Below are 22,606 nucleotides of genomic sequence, written 5' to 3' on the forward strand. Positions count from 1 at the left end.
AAGCCCCTTAAAAAGGGGCTTCTAATTTGTTTAATTAAATTATTTAGTGTAATTAACACCTCTGTAATTTAATTCTGCTTTTTCATTACTTGAAGAAGCGTCATCCATTCTGTTGGTGTATACGTTTCTTCTGTAGGTAAGTTCAACAAGTTGCTTTTTAGCAGCTTCTTTGTTTTGAACGTAGTTTTTACCTCTGTAAGTTAAAGTAGTCATGTTTCGATGTGACAACACGGCCATCCCCCGTTCCATGGTATGACTCGAACTGCGCCCTCAATTGAGGGTGAACGAAAAAGTAGCAATTGCTACCAAATCATTATAAGCCTATTTCCCTATGGATGTCTAGCTTTTACAAATAGAAACGAAGATTTAATATTTTTTTAATTATTATCTTAGGTAAATTTTTTTATAAATAGTCTCTAAAAAGGATTATGTTTATATTTGATTTAATCTTCATGTAACTATTTATTTATGACAGGTTTTTTATATTTCTTGGGAAATACTTTAAGGTGGCCAGTTCTAAAGCCAAAAGAATTTTTTTCACTACATGCATATTTTTCAATTATTTATTTGATAACTTTTACTTTGAGTAAATATGATGTAAGCCAATCAAATTTAGTTTTTACTTTAGGAATTCTTGCGCCTCTTTTAATCGCTATTGGTCAAGGACTTCCAATTGATTGCCTTGATATGGAATCATCTTTATTGAAGGAATTAAAAACTAAATAATATATATCAGTTTAAAATTTTCATAAAACCTGGACAACTTCACTTATTTCAGGAATCATTTCTTTTAACTTTCTCTCAATACCCATTTTTAGGGTCATAGTACTACTTGGGCAACTACCACATGCCCCTTGAAGTCTGACTTTGACAATTGGACCATCTATTTCTGCAATCTCTACATTACCTCCATCAGATATTAAAAAAGGTCTTAGCTCGTCAAGGACTTTTTCTACATTTTCGTTTGTCAGCGAGAGTGTTTCAGTACTCATAATTTTGGATTAACTTTATAATAAGCCTAGAAAGAAATTTGATTAATTGCAAAAAAGATAATTTTCTGTTGTGACTTCATTTCAAAATGCCACTAACGATAATAGCTACTTTGATGCAGTCTTAGTAGGAGCAGGGATAATGAGCAGTACTTTAGCCCTCTTAATTACAGAAGTTTTACCCGATATAAATATTCTTATTGTAGAAAAATTAAATGCTCCAGGAAGTGAAAGTACTGGCGCTTTTAATAATGCAGGTACAGGACATGCTGCTAATTGCGAATTAAACTATACACCTTTAGATGAAAAAGGAAATATAAAAATAGATAAAGCGCTCACAATAAATCGATCCTTTGAAAGATCCATGTCTTTATGGGCCTCATTGTATGAAGCAGGGAAAATTGATATTAAAAATTTTTTAAAATTTATTCCTCACATTAGTTTTGTGTCTGGTCAGGATAATATTTCTTTTTTAAAAAAAAGATTTCAGAAAATGAGCGAAAATCCTGAATTTATTGATATGGAATTTTCTACATCTTTTGATGAAATTTCATCATGGGCTCCTCTAATAACAAAAGATAGGAATCCATTTACTAAAATTGCTGCTACCAAAATAGGTAGAGGAACAGATATTAATTTTGAGGCTCTCACAAAAGAGTATTTGTCATTAGTTTCTTTAAATAAAAATACTGAAATTAGATACAAAACAGAATTAGTAGATTTAAAGAAAATTGATAAAAAAAAATGGGAACTAGAAATTAGTTCAGAGGGTAGAAAAACTTCAATTAGAACTGGCTATGTTTTTCTTGGTGCTGGTGGAAAAACAATTAATTATTTGCAAAAATCAAAAATTCCAGAAGCAAAGAGTTATGGTGGATTTCCTGTTAGTGGGAAATGGCTTATTTGCGAGAAAAAAGATCTAACAGAAAAACATAACTCAAAAGTTTATGGTAAAGCTGATATCGGATCTCCACCAATGTCTGTGCCTCATTTAGACACAAGATGGATTGATAATAAAAAACTTCTTTTATATGGACCTTTTGCTGGTTTTACAACGAAATTTCTAAAGCAAAGTTCATACTTTGACTTATTTAGTTCAATTAAAAAGAATAATATTTTTTCTATGTTAGACGTTGGTTTCAAGAACAACGATTTAATTAATTACCTAATATCACAATCATTAAAGAACCATAATTCAAGAGTTGAAAATTTAAAGAATATGATGCCATCAGCTAATCCTTCTGATTGGTATTTAAAGAATGCTGGACAAAGAGTCCAAATAATTAAAAAAACTGAAGGTGGTGGTTCTTTGAAATTTGGAACGGAGATTGTGAATTCATCTGATGGATCATTATCTGCTTTGTTAGGAGCATCACCCGGAGCAAGTACTGCAGTTTCAATTATGGTTGAGGTTCTAAAAAAATCTGTTTTATTTTTAAATGACAAGCATAATCTTCAGAAAAAAATAAATGACTTAATTTATCCAGAACTATCGGAATCTGAGAATAACAGTACCTACATAAAAGACATCAAAAAAAGAAATAATTCCATTTTTGGTTTCCATCCATAATTCTAATTAGCTAGTATTAATCAAGATGTAATAAGAGGAGAATTTTTCTTTCTATATGACTGATATATCGGTTTCAAAAATTAGAAATTTCTGCATAATCGCTCATATTGACCATGGTAAATCTACCCTTGCCGATAGGTTGCTTCAAGATACTGGTACTGTGCAACAAAGGGATATGCAAGAACAATATTTGGACAGTATGGATCTTGAAAGAGAGAGAGGAATTACTATTAAGTTACAGGCCGCTAGGATGAAATATAAAGCTGACGATTCTCAGGAATATGTTTTGAACTTAATAGATACTCCAGGGCATGTTGATTTCTCTTATGAGGTCAGTAGATCACTTCAAGCTTGTGAAGGCGCTTTACTAGTTGTTGATGCAAGTCAAGGAGTAGAAGCTCAAACCTTAGCTAATGTTTATCTTGCCTTAGAAAATAATCTTGAAATAATTCCTGTTTTAAATAAAGTTGATTTACCAGGGGCTGATGCTGAAAAAATAAAACAAGAAATAGAGGAAATTATTGGACTTGATACATCTAATGCAATAAATTGTTCAGCAAAAACTGGAGTTGGTATTAAAGATATATTGGAAGCAATCGTGAGAAGAGTACCTGCTCCTCAAGATGAAATAAAACTCCCTACAAAGGCACTCATTTTTGATTCTTATTATGATCCCTACCGAGGTGTTATTGTTTATTTCAGGGTGATATCTGGGTCTCTTAATAAGAGAGAAAAGATATTATTAATGGCGAGTAAAAAAAATTATGAACTGGATGAGATAGGTATAATGGCACCTGATCAGCAGCAAGTTGATGAATTACATGCAGGAGAAGTTGGTTATTTAGCTGCTTCTATAAAATCAGTTGCTGATGCGAGAGTGGGAGATACTATTACTCTTTTAAATTCCCCTGCAAATGACCCTTTGCCTGGTTATAAGACAGCAAATCCTATGGTTTTTTGTGGCTTATTCCCGACTGATGCTGATCAATTCCCAGATTTAAGAGTATCCCTTGAAAAATTACAATTATCTGATGCAGCTTTAAAATATGAGCCCGAAACCAGTAGCGCAATGGGCTTCGGATTTAGGTGCGGATTCCTAGGACTTCTTCATATGGAGATTGTTCAAGAAAGATTAGAAAGAGAATATGACTTGGATCTAATCGTAACGGCACCCTCAGTTATTTATAAGGTTAATTTAAATCAGCAGGAACATATCTTTATTGATAATCCTTCTACAATTCCTGATCCACAACTTAGAGAATCAATAGAAGAGCCTTATGTGAAAATGGAAATTTATGCTCCCAATGAATTTAATGGAACATTAATGGGTTTATGTCAGGAAAGAAGGGGAGTATTTATAGATATGAAATATATAACAACCGATCGAGTTACCTTGATTTATGAAATTCCATTAGCAGAAGTAGTTACAGATTTCTTTGATCAAATGAAAAGTAGAACCCAAGGTTATGCATCAATGGAATATCATTTGATTGGCTATAGAAAGAATGACCTTGTTAGATTAGATGTCCTAATAAATTCAGAAAGAGCAGATCCATTAACTTCTATTGTTCATAAAGATAAGGCTTATGGAATTGGCAGAAGTTTAGTTGAGAAATTAAAAGAACTTATTCCAAAACAACAATTTAAAATACCTATTCAAGCATCAATCGGTAGCAGGATTATTGCAAGTGAAAGTATTAGTGCTTTGCGAAAAGATGTTTTATCTAAATGTTATGGAGGAGATATTTCTAGGAAAAAGAAACTTTTAAAGAAACAAGCCAAAGGTAAAAAGAGGATGAAGGCAATGGGTAAAGTTGAAGTCCCTCAAGAAGCTTTTATGGCAGTCCTGAAATTAAACCAGTAATTTTTTCAAATTTAAAATTTATGGCTATTTATTTTTAAAAGAATTGGGTATATTTCAGTCATATCTGTAAAAAAAGATTTTGGATATTAACTCATTTAATCGTGTCGGCGCAAATATCAGAAAAGCTGGATTTCTAATTGTACTTTTTTATCTTCTTATTGTTTTAATAATGAAATTTTTAGAGGCCAATAATTTTTTTGGTTATTCATTTTCAATGTTAAGCAATGATATCTTTGCCCCTCCTTCGCTTAATCATTTTTGTGGCACAGATAGATTAGGAAGAGACGTTTGCTTAAGAACTTTGCAAGGATCATCCTTAGCGATAGAAGTTGTATTCTTAGCTATTATTTTTTCATTAAGTTTGGGTTTGCCATTGGGATTAATAAGTGGATATTTTGGTGGTTTTTTTGATAAATGTTTATCACTAATAATGGATACTATTTTTTCAATACCTGTAATTTTGCTTTCAGTTGTTGTGGCTTTTGTATTGGGTAAGGGTATCCTTAACGCAGCTTTGGCATTGTGTATTGTTTACTCTCCTCAGTATTTTAGATTAATCAGAAATCAGACAATATTGGTTAAATCCGAAACTTTTGTGGAAGCAGCTCAAGTTTCAGGAGCTGATGTTAAAACAATTATTTTTAAATATATTCTCCCAAATGTAATAACACCTTTGCCTATTCTGCTTACCCTAAATGCTGCGGATGCTGTTTTGGTATTAGGAAGTTTAGGATTTTTAGGCCTTGGTGTTCCTGCAGATGTCCCAGAGTGGGGAAGTGATTTAAATCTTGCTCTTGCCGCTTTACCTACAGGTATATGGTGGACGGCTTTGTTCCCAGGTTTGGCAATGTTTTTTTTAGTTTTAGGTCTTTCTTTTATAGGAGAGGATCTTGAAGAAATTTTTGATATTCAAAATTCTGAATAAATTTAGTTATCTTTAATAGGATCAAGTTCTCCTTGTTCATTCAACTTTGGATATTCTTTAGCTGATTTTTTATACATCGCAGCTAATTCTGGGTAACACCATTCAAAAAGTGTTTTTTGATATTCATCTATATTTAAACCTTCTCCATTATCGGGCAATATACCTTTATTTTTTCTTTGGCGAATAGCTTCAAATAATAATATGGAAGCAGCAACTGAAACATTCAGGGATTGAACCATACCTCTCATAGGTATAAAAATTGATTGATCAACCATTGATATAAGTTCATTACTTAGTCCCCATTTTTCTGCTCCTAAAACAAAACATGTATTTTGAGAATAATCAAAATTTCTATAATCTACTGATTCAGTATTAAGAGTAGTTCCATATAATTTAAAACCCTTATTCTTTAAATCAGATATTGCTGTGATAGTGTTTTCATGATTATTTAGTTTTACCCATTTTTGACTTCCTTGAGCAGTACTATTAAAAGTCTTAACGGCATTCGTTTTGCCAATAAAATTTGCTTCGAAAACTCCTGCTGCATCACATGTCCTTAATATCGCGGATAGATTATGTGGTTTATTGACATCCTCAACTAAAACAGTCAAGTTTTTCATTCTGCAATCTAAAACACTTTTGATTCGTTCAAATCTTCTTGGCAAAATTGACATTTATAATTTTTTTCACACTTCTAAATTATATTCAAAAAATAATGATTACCTATTAAATCTCTTGGTTTATAATATTTTAGTAGTTTGAATTAAATCAATGGCATACATAGAATGGGACTATACAGTAATAACAAGTATGGTAGAGAAACAAGGGTGGGATTTACCTGATCGTGAATCGGAAGAATGGAATAAATTTAACGATGAATTAGGAGAAAAAATGAGAGGTGTTGGAATTGTTTTTGAAAAATATTGTAAATTTACTCCTGACGTAGGAGAAGGAGTTCATCTCTTAGATGACTGATCATAAATATTTTTAAACCATTGATGTATCCCTTAATCAATGGCTTATTAACTTATAAGATAATATAATTTCACTAAATTAAAACTGGCAATTATTAAGGCTTTATAAAGCTTGTACTGTAAAAAAAATTTTTTATCCCACAAAAAAGTTATTTAATTTCTATATTTGAATAAAAATATGAAAAATAAATTAACTTTTTTATTCGATGGTGGTTGTCCACTTTGTTTGAGAGAAACAAATTTTCTAAAAAAGAGAGATATCACAAATCAAATTTCATTTATAGATATTAATAGTAAGGATTATGATCAAAGTCTTTTTAAAAACATCTCATATTCAGAAGCTATGTCAAATCTGCATGGGATTATGGAAAATGGTGAAATTGTTAGGGGACTAGATGTACTTGCATATTCTTATGAATTAGTTGGTTTAGGTTGGATTTATTATCCCTTAAAGATTAAATTATTATCCCCCATATTAAGACTGGTATACAGATATTGGGCAAAATATAGACTTCAAATTACAGGTAGATCCGATATTGAAAAACTTTGTAACTCCCAATGTGAACAATAAATATGGAAAATATCGATATAGACAGAATAATAGAAATGTGTTGGGAAGATAGAACACCCTTTGAAGCTATTGAGTATCAATTTGGTTTAAATGAGGAAGATGCGATAAAAATTATGCGTCAAAATCTTAAACCCAAATCCTTCAAAGTCTGGAGAAAGAGAGTTTCGGGAAGAAATACAAAACATATGGCGCTTAAAGATTCAACTAGATTTAAATCTACTCATAAAAGAAAATTATAAATTTTGAAAAATCTTTCTACTAAAACTTGTCCTGTTTGCAAAAGGCCGTTCGCGTGGCGTAAGAAATGGAAAAACTGTTGGGATGATGTTATTTACTGTTCAAAAAGATGCAGTAACAGGAAGTCGCAAAGATGAAACAAGTATCAATTATTTTCCCGAATCAACTTTTTAGAGAAAGCCCAATCTTAAAAATAAATTGTGAAATTTTGATTTTGGAAGACTCATTATTTTTTGGAAATGATAAATTTCATAAATTTATTAACCATAAAAACAAGTTAGTTTTTCATAGAGCATCTATGCTCGCTTATAAAAATTATTTAGAAATATCTGGCTTTAAAGTTTTATATATCGAAAACAAGAATAATATTTCTACAGTTGACTACTTATCAGAATTTATTAAAGATAAATATCAGAAAATAAATCTTGTAGACCCTCATGATTTTTTAATAATGAAGAGGATTAATAATTTTGTTGAAAGTAATAATTTAGCTTTAAATATTTTGCCTTCTCCTATGTTTATGAGTAGTGAAGAGTTAAAAGAGTTATTTGAAGCAAGTACAAAAAAACCTCTTATGGGTAGATTTTATGAAAATCAAAGAAAGAGCCAAAAGATATTAGTTAATTCGGATGACACACCAGAAGGCGGTAAGTGGAGTTTCGATGAGATGAATAGAAAAAAATTACCAAAAAAAATAAGCATACCTGGTACACTTAAATTACCAAAAAATAAATTTGTTTTTAATGCAGAAAGGTCATTAGCCAATTTTGATATTGAATTTATTGGAGAAAGTAATAACTTTTTATATCCAACTAATTTTGAAGAGGCAGATGAATGGTTAAATGATTTTTTTAAACATAGATTTTTCTTGTTTGGAGATTATGAGGATGCTATTTCTAGAGAAAATTCTGTTTTATGGCATAGTTTACTTTCTCCTCTTTTAAATAGCGGCTTATTAACTCCAGATGTAGTAGTAAATAAAGCATTACTTTTTGCAAAAAATAATAATGTTCCTATTAACTCTTTAGAGGGTTTTATTCGTCAAATTATTGGATGGAGAGAATTTATTTGTCTCATCTATAAAAAGTATGGAACAAAGATGCGAAACAGTAATTTTTGGAATTTTGAAGATAAGCCAATTCCAGAATCTTTTTATCAAGGAAATACAGGAATTGAACCTGTAGATGTTGTTATAAAAAATATTATTAAATATGGTTATTGTCATCATATTGAGAGGTTAATGATTATTGGTAACTTCATGCTTCTATGTAGAATTCATCCCAATCAAGTTTATAAATGGTTTATGGAAATGTTTATTGATTCCTATGATTGGGTTATGGTCCCAAATGTTTACGGAATGAGTCAGTTTAGTGATGGAGGTATCTTTTCAACAAAACCATATATATCAAGCTCTAATTATGTAAAAAAAATGTCTAATTTTAAAAGTGGTCCATGGTGTGAAATATGGGATGGCTTATTTTGGAAATTTATTAAAGATAATGAAACCTTTTTTAGAAAGCAATATCGTCTGGCAATGTTAACGAGAAATCTTGATAAAATGTCAGAAGAAAAACTAAATAATCACTTAAAAACGGCCGATAAGTTTTTAAGAGATATTCAATAAATTAAGAGTAATAACCTACAGTTTTCTTTGAAAAATTAAAAGAATATTATTTTATGACGAAATATTAAGTAAGGATGTTAGCTTAGGGAAAATTAGATTTATCTAATGGAAATTGGGACACTTTTTTTAAGAAGTAATTCGACAGGTATTATCACTTTTTCTGAATTAGATTGGATAACTACCCATCAATCTAACTTCACAAGGTTGGAGGAATTCATAGCTATTAAATTAGGCAGAATGCTTGATTCAGGATCTGTAAATATTGGTTGCCGTTTGAAATCCTGATTAAGTTTTTATTTTAATAATGAAGTATCAAGAAGAAAAAAAAATATTTTTTCGGGAAAGAATCCACTCTTTAAATATCTTTCTTTTTTTAGGATTTAATCTGTCACTTATTTCTATCTTAGGTTTTATTTTGTTTAATACTGCAATTGAAAAAGTAGTTTAAATTTTTGAATTTTTTGTATATTAAAGTTATCTTTAAAAATAAATTATATTTTGAGCATAGGATATTTACAAAGAAAGGCAGCTTGGGAAATTTTATTAAAAGTTAGTTCTGGTGATTTTTCTGATCATGCACTTGAAAAGGTTTTAAAAAATTATCAATTTAATCCTCTTGATATAGCTTTTATTACGGAATTATCTTTTGGATGCATAAGGTATAGAAAATTTCTTGATCTTTGGACGGATCATACATCAAAAATTACTCATAAAAAGCAGCCTCCAAAGTTAAGATGGCTTCTACATATAGGTTTATATCAACTATTGAAAATGGATAAAATTCCATTTCCTTCTGCTATTTCTACCACTGTAGAAGTGGCTAAAAAAACAGATTTAAATGGTTTAGCGGGAACTGTAAATGCGATATTGAGAAATGCATCAAGAAAATTAGAACAAAAAATTTTTCCGGAATTATCTTCTGATAGAAAAGAAAGAATTTCATATCTTGAATCATTTCCATTATGGCTTGTGAAGGATCTTTATAAATGGGTCGGGAATAGCGAGGGTGAAAATATCATTAAGGCATTTAATAAAAAACCATCAATTGATTTGAGAATTAACCAATTAAAAACTAATTTAGATAAATTTTTGAAAGTACTTCATGAAAATAAAATTGATGCTGAAATTATTAAAGATTTACATAATGGAATTACTTTAAAATCTAATCCAAGATCTATAAAAAATTTACCAGGATATAGTGATGGACTTTGGACAATTCAAGATAGATCTTCTCAGTGGATAGCACCTCTCTTAAATCCAAAAGAAGGTGAAAAGATTTTAGACGCTTGTGCAGCTCCAGGAAGTAAGTCTACCCACCTTGCAGAATTAACAAATGATAGTGCTGAAATTATTGCCGTAGATAGATCAGCAAAAAGATTGAAAATACTGCAATCAAATTTAGAAAGGTTAAATTTGAAATCTGTTAATACCCTTAAGGCTGATGCTACGAGTTTGATTGAATTAAATCCTAAGTTTATATCTTATTTTGATAAGATTTTGTTAGATGCTCCCTGTTCTGGGATTGGAACTCTTTCCAGAAATCCAGATTCTAGATGGTCTTTAAGTAAAGAAAAAATAAAATCTTTAACTTTATTACAGGAAAAACTCTTGGAGAGTATTTTTCCTCTTTTGAAAAAAGAGGGTACTTTAGTTTATTCAACTTGTACTATTTGTCCCGATGAAAATAATCTATTAATTGAACGATTTATTGAAAAAAACAAAACTTTAAAATTGGTTAGCCAAAAGCAAATTTTACCTAGCTTGGATTATCCTGGTGATGGATTTTATTCTGCAATAATTTCTTATAAATCTTAAAAATATAATTTATTTTTTTATTGGAATTTTATAAATTTCAGATATGAACTTCTTCCATAAATAAGCTGCATTCCCACTAGATAATTCAGATTCCTTGTTATCGTCGTAACCTATCCAGATCCCTGTTGTAAGGTTATCAATGGAACCAATAAACCAGAGATCTTTATTTCCATCAGATGTTCCTGTTTTCCCATAAATTTTCTTCCCTTTTATAGAGGCTGCTTTTGAAGTGCCTTCTTTTACAGATTTTTCAAGAAGTTTATTCATTTTCTTGTTTACTTTTAAATCTAATATTTTCTTTGAAATAGATTTGTTTCCCCAAATAGGTTGTTTTTTAAATGATTCTATTTTTTCTATGATTTCAGGGCTTTGAATCTTCCCATTATTGTTTATTGCAGAATATGCATTTGTGATGTTTAAAAGATTATCTCCATAGGAGCCAATAGCTAATGATGGGAATTCCTCAAACTCTTGCTTGTAACCTAGTCCAAATGAATTCGCTAAATTAATAATATTTTTTAAGCCGATTTTTTTTGTTATTGATATTGGAACGATATTTGATGAACTTTTAAATGATTCAATCAAAGATATTGAACCTCTATAGTCTTCTGAAAAATTTTTTGGGCAATAACTTTCCCAGCATATTGGTAAGTCTTCAAATTCATCGCTTAATTTTATTCCTTCTATTAATGCAGCAGCATAAGGGATAATTTTAAAAGTAGAACCTAAAGGTCTTACAGATGAAATCACTCTATTGTATTCATTAATTGATGGATTTTTGCTGGTTATCATTGTCCTGATTAGTCCTGTGTTTGATTCGATTGATAACAGACCAAATTCAAGTTCTTTAGGCCCTGCGTATCTTGATATTTTTTGACCTTTTTCTTGCCAATCTTTATTGATAGAAGATTTAATTCTTAAAAACTTATAATCATTTTTACTTCCAATTTTTTTATCTGTTTCCTCAAGAATAAAGTTTATTAGTAATTTATCATCTAAAAAATTATCAGCTGTTTGATAATTTAATTTTATTTTTTCTTTAATAGCCTTATTCTTATTTGCAAGAGAAATATATCCATCAACATACATTGATTCAAGAACTTTATTTCTATTTTTAATAGCTAGCTTTAAATTTTGATAAGGTGAATAAATTGATGGAGCTGGAGCTAATCCTGCAATTAATGCGATTTCTGATAATGTCAATTCTTCTATAAATTTTCCAAAATAAACTTGGGCAGCCTCGTCTACCCCATATGCTCCTGATCCTAGATAAATATTATTTAAATATAATTTTAAAATTTGATTTTTGTTATATCTCAATTCAAGTATGAGTGATATAAATATTTCTTTGATTTTTCTTTGAAAACTTAAATCATTATTTAGAAAAAGTAATCTAGAAACTTGTTGTGTAATCGTACTTCCTCCCTCTTTAACATAACCACTTCTAATATTTTGAATAAGGGCACGAGAAATACTTTTTAAATCTATTCCATTATGTTTATAAAATCTTTTATCCTCAGAAGATATAAAAGAATGTTTAAGAAAAAGTGGAATTTTATGATAACTATTATCTATTTCAAATTTGCGGCTTAATTTGCTTAGTATCTTATTATCAGAAGATGATATTACATAAGAATATTTTGTTTCCCGAAACTTTTTATTTTTAGATACGTCAAATTTTAACGTACTAAATATTAAACTAAAAAAATAAAAAGATATTCCAGAAAAAATTAATATTGGAATTATTAAAACAAAAGATTTGAATTTAATCTTTTGCACCTTAAGCAACTAAAAAACTATGTCCTATCGCTAAAGCTGTAACTAACATTCCAGTTATAAGGAACGGTTGGGCACTTGCTTGATATTTGACATCAAACTTTAGAGGATCTCTTAGTAACCACATATCTTGAAATGTAATTTGTGGAATTACCAATAAAACTAAAATTACAGAGGCTAAATGTTGACCAATAATGACTAATACTATAACCATTGCTAATTGAAAAATGTCAATCAGTCCTGCACTTATTCTACTTGCATTTTTAATTCCAAATACTACTGGTAAAGAATTTAAGCCTAGCTTTGAGTCTCCTTCAACACTTTTGAAATCATTAATAACAGCAATTCCAAGTCCTGAGAGGCTATAAGCAAGTGTTAGTATCGCCGTCACGATAGTTAATTTCCCAAACAAGGCTTGTCCTGCCCACCAAGGTAAAGCTATATAAGATGCTCCTAATGCATAATTTCCAAGCCAACCATTCTGTTTTAATTTGAGTGGTGGAGCAGAATATATATAACTAACAAAGGAACCTCCTAATGCCAAAAGTAATACGGAGGGGAAGCTGTGCTTCGCATATAAATCTAATAGAAAAGCAACTATTAAACCTGCTATAAGTAATACCCAGATTTGTATTTTTACATCTTTAATTGAAATTTTGCCAGAAGGAATTGGTCTATTTGGTTCATTAATTGCATCAATTTCTTTATCAAAAAAATCATTTATGGTTTGGGTATAACCAGCCAGAAGTGGTCCACTCATCAACATACATGCTAATGAAGCTAGAACATTACTAAATGTCCATTTAAAATTCCCACTTGCAGCTGCTCCACAAATAACTCCCCATATCAAAGGGATCCACGTTATGGGTTTCATTAACTGTATACGGAGTTTCCATATACTTGATGTTTCAGAGGCACCCTTAATTCCTAATAGTTGTTTTGGATCATTCACTTTACTCTTTAACCTTTCTCAATTTCTTCTGGGAAAAACCAATTTTGCTCACCATTCTGAAATTTTGCGGTTATCCCAATACTTCTGCCGTCTGTCATTTTATAGCCTGTTATTACGGCTTTAGGATTCGAGGATATTTGATCGATTAATTTAGCTGGTAGTCTATCTTTTACTTTGTTAATGTTAATTTTGATTTTACTACCGATTTTGGGTAATAATTTTGTTTCAGCCATAAGAGGTAAAATGGAAGCTATTATGCAAGATTAACAGCATTTGGACAATTTTTACTAAAATGGTAGCTCTTCGTTTAATTCCTTGTTTAGATGTCGCCCATGGCAGAGTGGTTAAAGGTGTAAATTTTGTTAACTTGAGAGACTCAGGCGATCCTGTTGAATTGGCTTGTAGGTATTCTGATGAAGGCGCAGATGAATTAGTATTCTTAGATATTAGAGCTAGTGTAGAAAATAGAAATACATTAGTTGACCTTGTTTCTAGGACCGCAAAATCAGTAAAAATCCCATTTACAGTAGGTGGAGGAATAGATTCTGTTTCTTCAATTAATGATCTTTTAAGAGCTGGAGCGGACAAAGTGAGTTTGAATTCTTCTGCTGTTAGAAATCCAGATTTAATTTCTAAAAGTTCTAGAGAATTTGGTAATCAATGTATCGTGATAGCAATTGATGCTAAAAGAAAAGTTAATAAGACTGATGAATGGGAGGTTTATGTAAAAGGAGGGAGAGAAAATACTGGAATAGATGTATTAAGTTGGGCAAAGAAAGTTGAGGAGTTAGGCGCAGGGGAAATTTTGCTTACTTCAATGGATGGTGATGGCACGCAGAATGGATATGATTTACATCTGACTGAATCTGTTACCAATATTGTTAATATTCCAGTGATTGCTTCTGGAGGAGCAGGTTGTTTAGAAGATATCTATGATGTTTTCAATGAAGGCAGGGCATCTGCCGCACTTTTAGCATCATTACTTCATGATAAGAAACTTTCTTTAAGAGAAATAAAGACTTTCCTCCTTGGGAAAAAACTTCCTATTAGACCATATGAATAAAAAATTTAATTTAATACCAAAAAGAAATAAGTTAAAAATTTAAAAATGAAATTCACAAAAACTATCGAAGTCAAAAATATATTTAATAAAATTTCTTATAAATATGACTTTTTAAATAATCTATTAAGTTTTGGGCTGCACAGATTATGGAAAAGGAAATTAGTTAATTTATTGGAACCTTTAAATGGTGAAGATTGGGCAGATTTATGCTGTGGAACTGGAGATTTAGCATTCTTAATTTCTGAGAGAGTTAGTCCAAGGGGTTCAATTACTGGGATTGACAGTGCGGAGGATATCTTAAATATTGCAAAAAAAAAATCAGAGCTTAAAAAAAATAAATTTATTAAGTGGGAAATTAAAGATGTATTAGAAATTAATGATTATTCAAAAAATTTTGATGGGATTTGCATGTCATATGGACTTAGAAACTTGAATAATGTTGAAGGAGGAATAAAAAAAGTTTTTGATCTTTTGAAGGATAAGGGAAGGGCAGGATTTTTGGATTTTAATCACTCAACAAGAAATTCTTTATCCAATATTTTTCAGAAAATTTATTTGAGATTAATTGTAGTAACCATTTCGCGGCTTTTTAATTTAGGTCCAGAGTACGCATATATTGAAAAAAGTATTAGTAATTTTCCAAAGAAAAATGTGCTTATAAATATTGCTAAGGAAGTTGGATTTAAAAAAGCTGAATATATGACTATTGGGGGGGGGCAAATGGGAATACTAATTTTAACTAAATAAAGAATTTAGTTTTTTATTTTTCTCCAACAAAAAGAACACTTTCCCCATCTTTTGATTTCGCCCTCAGGAGTAGGGGAATTACAAAGAGTACAAATGCACATATTATTTTGATTGATTCTGCTTGGATGCTTTGCCCAAACTATCTTTGCATTAGTAGCTTTGATATTTTTATTTTTAATTTCATAATTTTGTATTATTTTTATTTCATTCAAAGTTATTCCAATTTTCTCGATTCTCTCTTTTAATTTATGCTTGTTGTAGATTAAAGCTTGGCGCCATTGTGGATGATTTACTGCAATAGTAAGTATTTTTTTTTCAATATTTAATGGTTTACATTCTTGAAATAGTTCTAAGCCGATTAAGTTCTTCCAGTTTTCGTTGATTTTAGTGAGTTTATCTAAGTCTCCGCAGGATTTTTTGAAATTATCAAGACAATTTTTTAATGGCTGTGGATTCCTTCTATTCACTATTGGCAAATACTTTTTGTCCAATTTGTAAAATTTACTTATTAAGACTAAAGTTAATCTAATCTTTAAAAAGATGCTCGTTGTTTTAATAAAGAATTTGTGAAAGTTATTGGACCTGCAGCTAAGACAGTTTTTTATTTAAAAAAAATTCAGGGTCAATATCCAACCTGGACACTTCATTACAAAATAAAATGTAAAAGTACCGAAAATGAGCTAACAAACTTGCTTGAATGTTCTGAAATAAAGAAAAACCAGCCAGTAGCGATAATCGCAAGAGAACAGTTCTCAGGGGTTGGCCAAAATTCAAAAACTTGGGTTTCTCCAAAAGGCGGGATTTGGTTAAGTGCAGCTTACCCAATATTTTCGAAAGAATTTGAATATCAAATATTTAATTTGTCTTTAGGTATTAAGTTATGTGAAATGCTTAGACAAGAGAATATAAATGTTTATTTGAAATGGCCAAATGATATTTTTTTTGGTTCAAAAAAGTTGATTGGATTTTTACCAAGGGTGATAACAAGAGGCAAAAAAATTATCTATGCAAGGTTAGGACTTGGCATGAATGTTTTAAATTACACCCCATCAGAAGGTATTTCATTATCAAAGGTACTTCAAACTAAGAATATTAATCAACATTATTGGACAGCCAAAGTTCTTAAAGCTTTTTATGATTCAATTGAATGTAACAAGAAAAAAGAATATGTAATTAAATCTGCAAATAAGTATCTTACTAAAAGTTTTTTACCTAGTGGTTATTGTTCTGATTCATGGAAAATTAAAGATATTGATTCGAATGGGAATTTAAGAATTGAAAATGAAACTCAACTGAAGGTAATTAGAAGGTTTTGAATTTAATTAACTTTTAATTCAACTATTCTTCCATCCTTAAATTTGGCTATTTTTTTTGCGCGATTTGCAACTTCATCTTCATGCGTAACTAAAACTATAGTTATTCCAGATTCATGCAGTTTGTCAAAAAGATCTAATACATCTTCAGTGGTTTTTGAATCTAGTGCTCCAGTAGGTTCGTCTGCTAACAAAATTGCGGGATTATTGATTATAGCTCTTGCAATAGCAACTCGTTGTTGTTGACCTCCGGATAATTGGTTTGGGCGATTATTCATTCTTTCTGAAAGGCCAACTTTTTTTAGGGCATTCTTACCTCGAACTAATCTTTGCTCAGGCTCAATACCAGCGTAAATCATTGGCAAAATTACGTTTTCAAGTGCAGTTGCGTCTGAAAGAAGATGAAATTGTTGAAAAACGAAGCCTAATTTTTGGTTGCGTATTTCCGCGAGCTCATCATCAGATAAATTCTCAACAGGAATACCATTTAATTTATAAATACCTTCAGATGGTCTATCTAGACATCCAATAATATTCATAGCTGTACTTTTGCCTGAGCCACTTGCTCCCATTACAGCTAAATAATCACCTTTAAAAATTTCTAAGTTTATGCTGTCTAAGGCTTTAACAGTTAGATCTTCTTTCCCATATGTTTTAGATATATTTTCTAAACTCGCGACTTTCTTAGACATTTATTGAAGAATTCTTCTAGGAAATATTGTTTGCTGTAGCAATAATATCTTGTAAGAAAGGAGTTTCTGAAACTGCTGTATTAGCTAATTTAAAAAGAGGATTAGACAGGATTCCTCCAAGAGCAGTTACTGCGACACAAGTATAAAGTGCAATTCTCAAGGGAGGTAATCCTACAATTCCCCAATTAATTTCAGGATATGATTTGACTATTTCAGAAGCTTCCTGTGGTTCTTTAACTACCATCATTTTTATCACTGAAATGTAGTAATAAATAGATATAACTGAAGTTACTAAACCAACTATTACTAATAGATATTGATGATTTGCCCAACCTGCAAAGAACAAGTATATCTTTCCAAAAAATCCTAACATTGGAGGTAAACCTCCAAGAGATAGAAGACAAAGGCTTAAGCCTAATGTAATTAGAGGATCTTTTTGATAAAGTCCTGAGTAATCAAGAATTCTGTCAGAACCAGTTCGTAGTGAGAAAAGTATTACACAAGAAAATGCACCCAAATTCATAAACAAATATGCAGCCAAATATAAAACAGCTGCTGATAAACCATCTTGTGTTCCAGATACTATTCCAATCATTACAAATCCGGCTTGTCCAATAGAACTGTAAGCTAGCATCCTTTTCATAGAGGTTTGAGCTAGAGCTACAATATTTCCTAGAGCCATGCTCAATATGGCCAAAATTGTAAATAAAAGTTTCCATTCTTCGTCAAAAGAAGAGAAAGTTGTGCTTAATATTCTTATTGCAAATGCAAAGCCCGCTGTTTTTGAACCGACAGATAAAAAAGCTACTACAGGTGTAGGTGAACCCTCATATACATCAGGAGTCCATTGATGAAAGGGAACTGCAGCAATTTTAAAGGCAACTGTTGATAAGACAAATACGAGAGCTAGTGAAGTAATAAAGGATGGCTTATTGATAATTTCTAAACCTATGGTCACTAAGTTTGTTGAACCACTTAATCCATAAAGAAAAGAGGATCCATACAAATAGACCGCAGCAGCAGCTGATCCAACAAGGAGGTATTTTAAGGCCGCTTCTGAACTTCTTGGATCTCTCTTGAGGTAACCAGAAAGTAAGTAACTTGCTACGGATAAAGTTTCCAGAGATATAAATACACTAATAAGGTCAGTAGATCCACACAAAAGCATTGCTCCAAGGGTGGCTGAAAGAACTATCGCGGCAAACTCGCCAATTGGGCTACCGCTTTGTTCTGTATACCGCCAACTTATAAGTAAAGATACTAAGGTTGATAAAGAAATTATTGCTCTAAATGCGATTGCCAAATTATCTGAATTAAAGGACCCAAGGAATGCGATTTCTACCGGATTACTCCATTGCAATGCCAAACTAACGAGAGAGCTGCCTATTGATAAATAGCAAATTATTGGTGCCCATTTTGATGCAGTTTTTTCTCCAGCTAAATCTACAAGAAGTGTTCCAACAATGCCTAATAAAATAAAAGCCTCTGGAATAATGGCTTGAGCATTTAAATTAATTGTAAAGATTTCGTTGGGCACTTTATTAAATTGGATTAAATTAGATGTTTGATTGTAAGGGTCTAAGAGTTAATCTTAATTTGATTATAATTTGTGGGTATGATTTTTGAAATTTTAAGAAGAAGTTACTTGAAAAAGCTTCAAATAATTATAATATGCCCTAACTGAACAAAAACACCAATTTTTGAAATAAACCTTGGATCACACACTCGTTATTGTTGAAAGTCCCACTAAAGCAAAAACTATAAGAAAGTTTTTGCCTTCAAATTATGAAGTTCTCGCTTCAATGGGACACGTTAGAGATCTTCCAAAAGGAGCTGCTGAAATACCAGCTGCGGTTAAAAAGGAAAAATGGTCAAGGATAGGAGTTAATACAACAGAAGATTTTGAACCACTTTATATAGTTCCAAAAGATAAGAAAAAGGTTGTTAAAGAGTTGAAAGATGCATTGAAAGGTGCAACCCAGCTATTACTGGCAACTGATGAAGATAGAGAGGGAGAGAGTATAAGTTGGCATCTCCTGCAAATACTTAAGCCTAAAATACCAACTAAGAGAATGGTTTTTCATGAAATTACAAAAAAGGCAATTAATAAAGCTTTAGACCAAACTAGAGAAATTGATATGGAACTTGTTCAGGCTCAAGAAACAAGAAGAATCTTGGACAGGCTTTTTGGATATGAATTATCTCCTTTACTTTGGAAGAAGGTAGCCCCCCGATTATCTGCTGGTCGTGTTCAATCAGTTTCAGTAAGGCTTCTTGTTAGGAGAGAGAGAGAAAGAAGATCCTTTAAAAAAGCTAGTTACTGGGGTATTAAAGCTTCCCTCGTAAAAGATAATATTACTTTCGAAACTAAATTATTCAGTTTAAACGGTCAAAGAATTTCTAATGGTTCCGATTTCGATGAACAGACCGGCAAATTAAAGCAAGGAAATAAATCTTTAATAATTGGAGAAGAAAAAGTAAATTATTTATTGAAGACTTTTTCCTCAGAGGATTGGTTAGTCTCAAAAATCGAAAAAAAGCCTTCCACTCGTAAGCCAGTCCCTCCATTTACAACTAGCACATTACAACAAGAAGCAAACAGGAAGCTTCGTTTGTCTGCAAGAGAAACTATGAGATGTGCACAAGGGCTATATGAGAGAGGTTTCATAACATATATGAGGACTGATTCAGTTCATCTTTCCGAACAAGCCACAAGAGCTGCTAGAGAATGTGTCAGTTCTATGTATGGGAAAGAATATTTATCTGACTCACCAAGACAATTTAATTCAACTGCAAGAAATGCTCAAGAAGCACACGAAGCTATTAGACCTGCAGGTGAGGTATTTAAAACACCAAAGGAAACTAGTCTAACTGGTAGAGACTTATCTCTTTATGATTTAATTTGGAAAAGAACTGTAGCTAGTCAAATGGCGGAAGCTAGGCTAACAATGATTAATGCTGAAATTAGAGTGGGAGATGGAATATTTAAATCGAGTGGGAAAAGTATTGATTTCGCGGGATTCTTCAGAGCTTATGTCGAGGGGAGTGATGACCCAAGTTCATCCCTTGAACAACAAGAAATTATTCTCCCAAACTTAACAACTGGAACATGTCTTCAAGTTACTAATAATGAGTCTACTTTTCATGAAACTAAACCTCCTGCAAGATATACAGAGGCTGCATTAGTTAAGGTCCTTGAAAAAGAAGGGATTGGAAGACCTTCTACCTATGCAAGCATCATAGGGACAATTGTGGATAGAGGTTATGCCAATATATCCTCCAATACTTTGGCTCCAACGTTTACAGCTTTTGCTGTTACCGCTTTACTAGAAGAACATTTTCCTGATCTGGTTGATACTACTTTTACTGCAAAAATGGAATCTTCATTGGATGAAATATCTTCTGGTAATCTTGAGTGGCTACCATACCTAGAAACTTTCTATAAAGGTAAAAATGGTTTGGAGGTAAAAGTTCAGAAAACAGAGGGTGGTATTGATGGTAAAGCTTATAGACAAGTTGATTTCGAAGACCTTCCTTGCGTAGTCAGAATAGGCTCTAACGGACCTTGGCTAGAGGGTACAAAAATTGATGAATCTGGTAATGAAATTCAAGCTAAAGGTAATCTTCCAATGGATATTACTCCTGGAGATTTAGACATAAAGCAAGTTGATCAAATTTTAAGTGGCCCATCAGATCTTGGAACTGATCCAAAAACTGGGGAAAAAGTCTTTTTAAGATTTGGCCCTTATGGACCTTACGTACAATTGGGAAATAATGATCAAGATAAAGCTAAACCAAGAAGAGCTTCATTACCCAAAGAGTTGAAAACTGATGATCTTACTCTAGATGAGGCTCTTGTACTTTTAAGTTTGCCTAGATTGTTAGGAGTTCATCCTGAAGGAGGAGTTGTTGAAGCTGATAGAGGAAGATTTGGCCCTTATATCAAATGGATTAAAAATGAATCTGAATCTGAAAATAGATCCTTAAAGAAAGAGGATGATGTTTTTACTGTTGATATAAAAAGAGCATTAGAAATTCTTGCGATGCCAAAAATGGGTAGAGGTGGTCAAGAGGTACTTAAAGACTTCGGAAAACCGAAAGAATTTAAAGAAAATATTCAAATATTAAATGGTAGATATGGCGTCTATTTAAAATGTGGCAAAACTAATATTTCTATTGCAAAAGATACTGATATAGAAAAATTTACTATAGATGAAGCAGTATCTCTTTTAGAAGAAAAACTAAAAGATAAAAAAGGCGCAATTTTAAAAAAAACAAAGATTAGTAATAAAAAAACTACAAGGAAAAAGAAAAGTTAGAAAAAATATGATTTTTAAAAAAAAAGAATTTTTTTTATTAATTTTTTTAATTTTCTTGCAATCATGCTCTGGAGGGAGGATTGGAAATTTTCTTGAAAGTAGTTTTAATGATTTAGAAAAAACAAGCAAAAATGAAAATTTACAAAATAACTTATTAAATAAAAACGATATAAATTTAGAAAAAGAAAACAAAAAATTTGATGATAAAAAAAATAAAAAAATTAAAAAAGAAAAAAAGCCAAAAAATATTCCAGAAAATAAAAACGATATAAATTTAGAAAAAGAAAACAAAAAATTTGATGATAAAAAAAATAAAAAAATTAAGAATCTTTTAAAAAAAAGAAAAATTGAGCTTCAATCTTACAAAATAATATTTATCTTAAAAGATGTAGATCCAAAAGATCCCACGGAAGAGTTAAGTTCCATATTGAGTAATTCTGAGGTAAATTTTGAAATAGAAAAGATTGAACGTATCTTAGATTCAAAAAATAAAAGTATGAATAAAAATTAATTAAAAATATTCAACAAAAAATGAAAATAACAACAAAAACTGAAGCATTAAATATTGTCGAGACCTCTTATTTAGCATCTCTTTCGTCTTTATTATGGATTGCATTATATTATCTGCCAATTGGGGGTGCTTTATTAAGGTTGATTTTACCCCTCCCAATGATCTTGTTGCACTTGAGAAGAGGAACTAAAATTGCATTGGAAGGACTTTTGATACAATTTCTACTTTTATTTATAATTATGGGTCCTGTTAGAGGAACATTATTTTTATTTCCTTATGGGATCTTGGCTTTTTGGTTAGGTTGGTGTTGGTTTAAAGAAAAGAGTTGGAAACTTAGTTTAACTGGGGGAGTTATTATTGGAACCCTTGGCTTCTTACTAAGAGTAATAGCATTATCTACGTTGGTTGGAGATAATCTTTGGGTTTTAATTACTAGAGCGAGTTATGGTCTAATAGAAAAGTTCTTTGGATTATTTAATCTACCTTTATATCCCTCAATTTTGAGTATACAATTAGGTGCAATTTTATTAATAATTTTTCAAGAAATAGTTTATGTTTTAACTGTACATGTAGTTGCCTATTCTCTGTTTCCTAGATTTAAATTAACAATCCCAGATCCTCCAAGATTATTAAATTGCTTAGTTGATTTTAATAATTAAAATAA

General features: G+C 31.1%; 26 protein-coding genes. 17 read left to right on the top strand and 9 right to left on the bottom strand.

Annotated elements, in window-relative coordinates; all coding sequences use genetic code 11:
- Positions 1-39: 39 nt before the first annotated feature.
- Positions 40-213 (bottom strand): DUF4278 domain-containing protein, encoded by a 174-nt coding sequence (locus HA149_RS02175; protein WP_071813219.1) that lies wholly within the window; start codon positions 211-213, stop codon positions 40-42.
- A 255-nt stretch (positions 214-468) separates the two neighbouring features.
- Here HA149_RS02175 and HA149_RS02180 point away from each other — a divergent pair, with 255 nt between their 5' ends.
- The gene (locus HA149_RS02180) at positions 469-726 is read left to right on the top strand and encodes a hypothetical protein (RefSeq protein ID WP_011375974.1); all 258 of its coding nucleotides are present in this window, start codon (positions 469-471) and stop codon (positions 724-726) included.
- Between the two features lie 20 nt (positions 727-746).
- Here HA149_RS02180 and HA149_RS02185 read toward each other — a convergent pair whose 3' ends face one another.
- Positions 747-992 (bottom strand): NifU family protein, encoded by a 246-nt coding sequence (locus HA149_RS02185; protein WP_002805305.1) that lies wholly within the window; start codon positions 990-992, stop codon positions 747-749.
- A 70-nt stretch (positions 993-1,062) separates the two neighbouring features.
- Here HA149_RS02185 and HA149_RS02190 point away from each other — a divergent pair, with 70 nt between their 5' ends.
- From HA149_RS02190 to HA149_RS02200, 3 genes are all read left to right on the top strand, one after another.
- The gene (locus HA149_RS02190; RefSeq protein ID WP_209112601.1) at positions 1,063-2,559 is read left to right on the top strand and encodes a malate:quinone oxidoreductase; all 1,497 of its coding nucleotides are present in this window, start codon (positions 1,063-1,065) and stop codon (positions 2,557-2,559) included.
- 55 nt (positions 2,560-2,614) lie between these two features.
- Complete coding sequence (gene lepA, locus HA149_RS02195) at positions 2,615-4,423, top strand: translation elongation factor 4 (protein ID WP_209112603.1); 1,809 nt, start codon at positions 2,615-2,617, stop codon at positions 4,421-4,423.
- Positions 4,424-4,592: 169 nt separating this feature from the next.
- Positions 4,593-5,348, top strand: coding sequence for an ABC transporter permease (locus HA149_RS02200; RefSeq protein ID WP_209112605.1), 756 nt, complete (start codon positions 4,593-4,595; stop codon positions 5,346-5,348).
- A gap of 2 nt (positions 5,349-5,350) precedes the next feature.
- On the opposite strand, the gene trmH is transcribed toward HA149_RS02200, so the two are convergent.
- A complete protein-coding gene (trmH, locus tag HA149_RS02205; RefSeq protein ID WP_209112607.1) occupies positions 5,351-6,022 on the bottom strand; it encodes a tRNA (guanosine(18)-2'-O)-methyltransferase TrmH in 672 nt (223 codons plus the stop codon).
- Positions 6,023-6,119: 97 nt separating this feature from the next.
- Between trmH and HA149_RS02210 the strand changes: the two genes are divergently transcribed.
- The 7 genes from HA149_RS02210 (at position 6,120) to HA149_RS02240 (ending at position 10,569) form a co-directional block, all read left to right on the top strand.
- A complete protein-coding gene (locus HA149_RS02210; RefSeq protein WP_209112609.1) occupies positions 6,120-6,323 on the top strand; it encodes a hypothetical protein in 204 nt (67 codons plus the stop codon).
- A 177-nt stretch (positions 6,324-6,500) separates the two neighbouring features.
- The gene (locus HA149_RS02215; RefSeq protein WP_209112611.1) at positions 6,501-6,893 is read left to right on the top strand and encodes a thiol-disulfide oxidoreductase DCC family protein; all 393 of its coding nucleotides are present in this window, start codon (positions 6,501-6,503) and stop codon (positions 6,891-6,893) included.
- A gap of 2 nt (positions 6,894-6,895) precedes the next feature.
- On the top strand, positions 6,896-7,132 hold the full coding sequence (locus HA149_RS02220) for a TIGR03643 family protein (protein WP_209112613.1): 237 nt from the start codon (positions 6,896-6,898) through the stop codon (positions 7,130-7,132).
- A 3-nt stretch (positions 7,133-7,135) separates the two neighbouring features.
- A complete protein-coding gene (locus HA149_RS02225) occupies positions 7,136-7,267 on the top strand; it encodes a DUF2256 domain-containing protein (protein ID WP_209112616.1) in 132 nt (43 codons plus the stop codon).
- The gene (locus HA149_RS02230) at positions 7,264-8,754 is read left to right on the top strand and encodes a cryptochrome/photolyase family protein (protein WP_209112618.1); all 1,491 of its coding nucleotides are present in this window, start codon (positions 7,264-7,266) and stop codon (positions 8,752-8,754) included. Before HA149_RS02225 ends, HA149_RS02230 begins: the two co-directional genes overlap by 4 nt.
- 105 nt (positions 8,755-8,859) lie before the next feature.
- Positions 8,860-9,039, top strand: a complete 180-nt coding sequence (locus HA149_RS02235; RefSeq protein ID WP_209112620.1) for a hypothetical protein — start codon at positions 8,860-8,862, stop codon at positions 9,037-9,039.
- 213 nt (positions 9,040-9,252) lie between these two features.
- The gene (locus HA149_RS02240; protein WP_209112623.1) at positions 9,253-10,569 is read left to right on the top strand and encodes a 16S rRNA (cytosine(967)-C(5))-methyltransferase; all 1,317 of its coding nucleotides are present in this window, start codon (positions 9,253-9,255) and stop codon (positions 10,567-10,569) included.
- A 9-nt stretch (positions 10,570-10,578) separates the two neighbouring features.
- Here HA149_RS02240 and HA149_RS02245 read toward each other — a convergent pair whose 3' ends face one another.
- Genes HA149_RS02245 through petP form a run of 3 tightly spaced genes read right to left on the bottom strand, consistent with a single transcriptional unit; the run spans position 10,579 to position 13,530 of the window.
- Positions 10,579-12,348: a transglycosylase domain-containing protein gene (locus HA149_RS02245; protein ID WP_209112625.1), complete on the bottom strand. Its 1,770-nt coding sequence runs from the start codon at positions 12,346-12,348 to the stop codon at positions 10,579-10,581.
- 1 nt (position 12,349) lies between these two features.
- Positions 12,350-13,297 (bottom strand): chlorophyll synthase ChlG, encoded by a 948-nt coding sequence (gene chlG / locus HA149_RS02250; protein WP_209112627.1) that lies wholly within the window; start codon positions 13,295-13,297, stop codon positions 12,350-12,352.
- A gap of 8 nt (positions 13,298-13,305) precedes the next feature.
- Positions 13,306-13,530, bottom strand: a complete 225-nt coding sequence (petP, locus tag HA149_RS02255; RefSeq protein ID WP_011375988.1) for a cytochrome b6f subunit PetP — start codon at positions 13,528-13,530, stop codon at positions 13,306-13,308.
- A gap of 59 nt (positions 13,531-13,589) precedes the next feature.
- Here petP and hisF point away from each other — a divergent pair, with 59 nt between their 5' ends.
- The gene (gene hisF / locus HA149_RS02260) at positions 13,590-14,360 is read left to right on the top strand and encodes an imidazole glycerol phosphate synthase subunit HisF (protein WP_209112630.1); all 771 of its coding nucleotides are present in this window, start codon (positions 13,590-13,592) and stop codon (positions 14,358-14,360) included.
- Between the two features lie 45 nt (positions 14,361-14,405).
- A complete protein-coding gene (locus HA149_RS02265) occupies positions 14,406-15,107 on the top strand; it encodes a ubiquinone/menaquinone biosynthesis methyltransferase (protein WP_209112632.1) in 702 nt (233 codons plus the stop codon).
- Between the two features lie 5 nt (positions 15,108-15,112).
- Here HA149_RS02265 and HA149_RS02270 read toward each other — a convergent pair whose 3' ends face one another.
- On the bottom strand, positions 15,113-15,598 hold the full coding sequence (locus HA149_RS02270; RefSeq protein ID WP_245154651.1) for a DUF721 domain-containing protein: 486 nt from the start codon (positions 15,596-15,598) through the stop codon (positions 15,113-15,115).
- A gap of 75 nt (positions 15,599-15,673) precedes the next feature.
- On the opposite strand from HA149_RS02270, the gene HA149_RS02275 reads away from it, so the two are divergent.
- Positions 15,674-16,423 carry a biotin--[acetyl-CoA-carboxylase] ligase gene (locus HA149_RS02275; protein WP_209112634.1) on the top strand — a complete coding sequence of 250 codons (750 nt, stop codon included), beginning with the start codon at positions 15,674-15,676 and terminating at the stop codon, positions 16,421-16,423.
- Positions 16,424-16,425: 2 nt separating this feature from the next.
- On the opposite strand, the gene HA149_RS02280 is transcribed toward HA149_RS02275, so the two are convergent.
- On the bottom strand, positions 16,426-17,112 hold the full coding sequence (locus tag HA149_RS02280) for an ABC transporter ATP-binding protein (RefSeq protein ID WP_209112636.1): 687 nt from the start codon (positions 17,110-17,112) through the stop codon (positions 16,426-16,428).
- A 16-nt stretch (positions 17,113-17,128) separates the two neighbouring features.
- Entirely contained in the window at positions 17,129-18,649 is a 1,521-nt protein-coding gene (locus HA149_RS02285; protein ID WP_209112638.1) for an NAD(P)H-quinone oxidoreductase subunit N, read from the bottom strand.
- A gap of 175 nt (positions 18,650-18,824) precedes the next feature.
- Here HA149_RS02285 and topA point away from each other — a divergent pair, with 175 nt between their 5' ends.
- Genes topA through HA149_RS02300 form a run of 3 tightly spaced genes read left to right on the top strand, consistent with a single transcriptional unit; the run spans position 18,825 to position 22,601 of the window.
- Positions 18,825-21,431: a type I DNA topoisomerase gene (gene topA, locus HA149_RS02290; protein ID WP_209112641.1), complete on the top strand. Its 2,607-nt coding sequence runs from the start codon at positions 18,825-18,827 to the stop codon at positions 21,429-21,431.
- A gap of 7 nt (positions 21,432-21,438) precedes the next feature.
- Positions 21,439-21,942 (top strand): hypothetical protein, encoded by a 504-nt coding sequence (locus tag HA149_RS02295; RefSeq protein ID WP_209112643.1) that lies wholly within the window; start codon positions 21,439-21,441, stop codon positions 21,940-21,942.
- Positions 21,943-21,962: 20 nt separating this feature from the next.
- Positions 21,963-22,601, top strand: a complete 639-nt coding sequence (locus tag HA149_RS02300; protein WP_209112645.1) for a DUF2232 domain-containing protein — start codon at positions 21,963-21,965, stop codon at positions 22,599-22,601.
- Positions 22,602-22,606 lie beyond the last annotated feature (5 nt).

This window comes from Prochlorococcus marinus XMU1406 (assembly GCF_017696055.1).
GTDB lineage: Bacteria > Cyanobacteriota > Cyanobacteriia > PCC-6307 > Cyanobiaceae > Prochlorococcus_A > Prochlorococcus_A marinus_W.

What these genes read in the sequence shown, in the direction of transcription:
- HA149_RS02175 (WP_071813219.1), bottom strand. Translation starts at nt 213, where the DNA reads ATGACTACTTTAACTTACAGAGGTAAAAACTACGTTCAAAACAAAGAA.
- HA149_RS02180 (WP_011375974.1), top strand. Translation starts at nt 469, where the DNA reads ATGACAGGTTTTTTATATTTCTTGGGAAATACTTTAAGGTGGCCAGTT.
- HA149_RS02185 (WP_002805305.1), bottom strand. Translation starts at nt 992, where the DNA reads ATGAGTACTGAAACACTCTCGCTGACAAACGAAAATGTAGAAAAAGTC.
- lepA (WP_209112603.1), top strand. Translation starts at nt 2,615, where the DNA reads ATGACTGATATATCGGTTTCAAAAATTAGAAATTTCTGCATAATCGCT.
- HA149_RS02200 (WP_209112605.1), top strand. Translation starts at nt 4,593, where the DNA reads ATGAAATTTTTAGAGGCCAATAATTTTTTTGGTTATTCATTTTCAATG.
- trmH (WP_209112607.1), bottom strand. Translation starts at nt 6,022, where the DNA reads ATGTCAATTTTGCCAAGAAGATTTGAACGAATCAAAAGTGTTTTAGAT.
- HA149_RS02210 (WP_209112609.1), top strand. Translation starts at nt 6,120, where the DNA reads ATGGCATACATAGAATGGGACTATACAGTAATAACAAGTATGGTAGAG.
- HA149_RS02215 (WP_209112611.1), top strand. Translation starts at nt 6,501, where the DNA reads ATGAAAAATAAATTAACTTTTTTATTCGATGGTGGTTGTCCACTTTGT.
- HA149_RS02220 (WP_209112613.1), top strand. Translation starts at nt 6,896, where the DNA reads ATGGAAAATATCGATATAGACAGAATAATAGAAATGTGTTGGGAAGAT.
- HA149_RS02230 (WP_209112618.1), top strand. Translation starts at nt 7,264, where the DNA reads ATGAAACAAGTATCAATTATTTTCCCGAATCAACTTTTTAGAGAAAGC.
- HA149_RS02235 (WP_209112620.1), top strand. Translation starts at nt 8,860, where the DNA reads ATGGAAATTGGGACACTTTTTTTAAGAAGTAATTCGACAGGTATTATC.
- petP (WP_011375988.1), bottom strand. Translation starts at nt 13,530, where the DNA reads ATGGCTGAAACAAAATTATTACCCAAAATCGGTAGTAAAATCAAAATT.
- hisF (WP_209112630.1), top strand. Translation starts at nt 13,590, where the DNA reads ATGGTAGCTCTTCGTTTAATTCCTTGTTTAGATGTCGCCCATGGCAGA.
- HA149_RS02265 (WP_209112632.1), top strand. Translation starts at nt 14,406, where the DNA reads ATGAAATTCACAAAAACTATCGAAGTCAAAAATATATTTAATAAAATT.
- HA149_RS02280 (WP_209112636.1), bottom strand. Translation starts at nt 17,112, where the DNA reads ATGTCTAAGAAAGTCGCGAGTTTAGAAAATATATCTAAAACATATGGG.
- HA149_RS02295 (WP_209112643.1), top strand. Translation starts at nt 21,439, where the DNA reads ATGATTTTTAAAAAAAAAGAATTTTTTTTATTAATTTTTTTAATTTTC.
- HA149_RS02300 (WP_209112645.1), top strand. Translation starts at nt 21,963, where the DNA reads ATGAAAATAACAACAAAAACTGAAGCATTAAATATTGTCGAGACCTCT.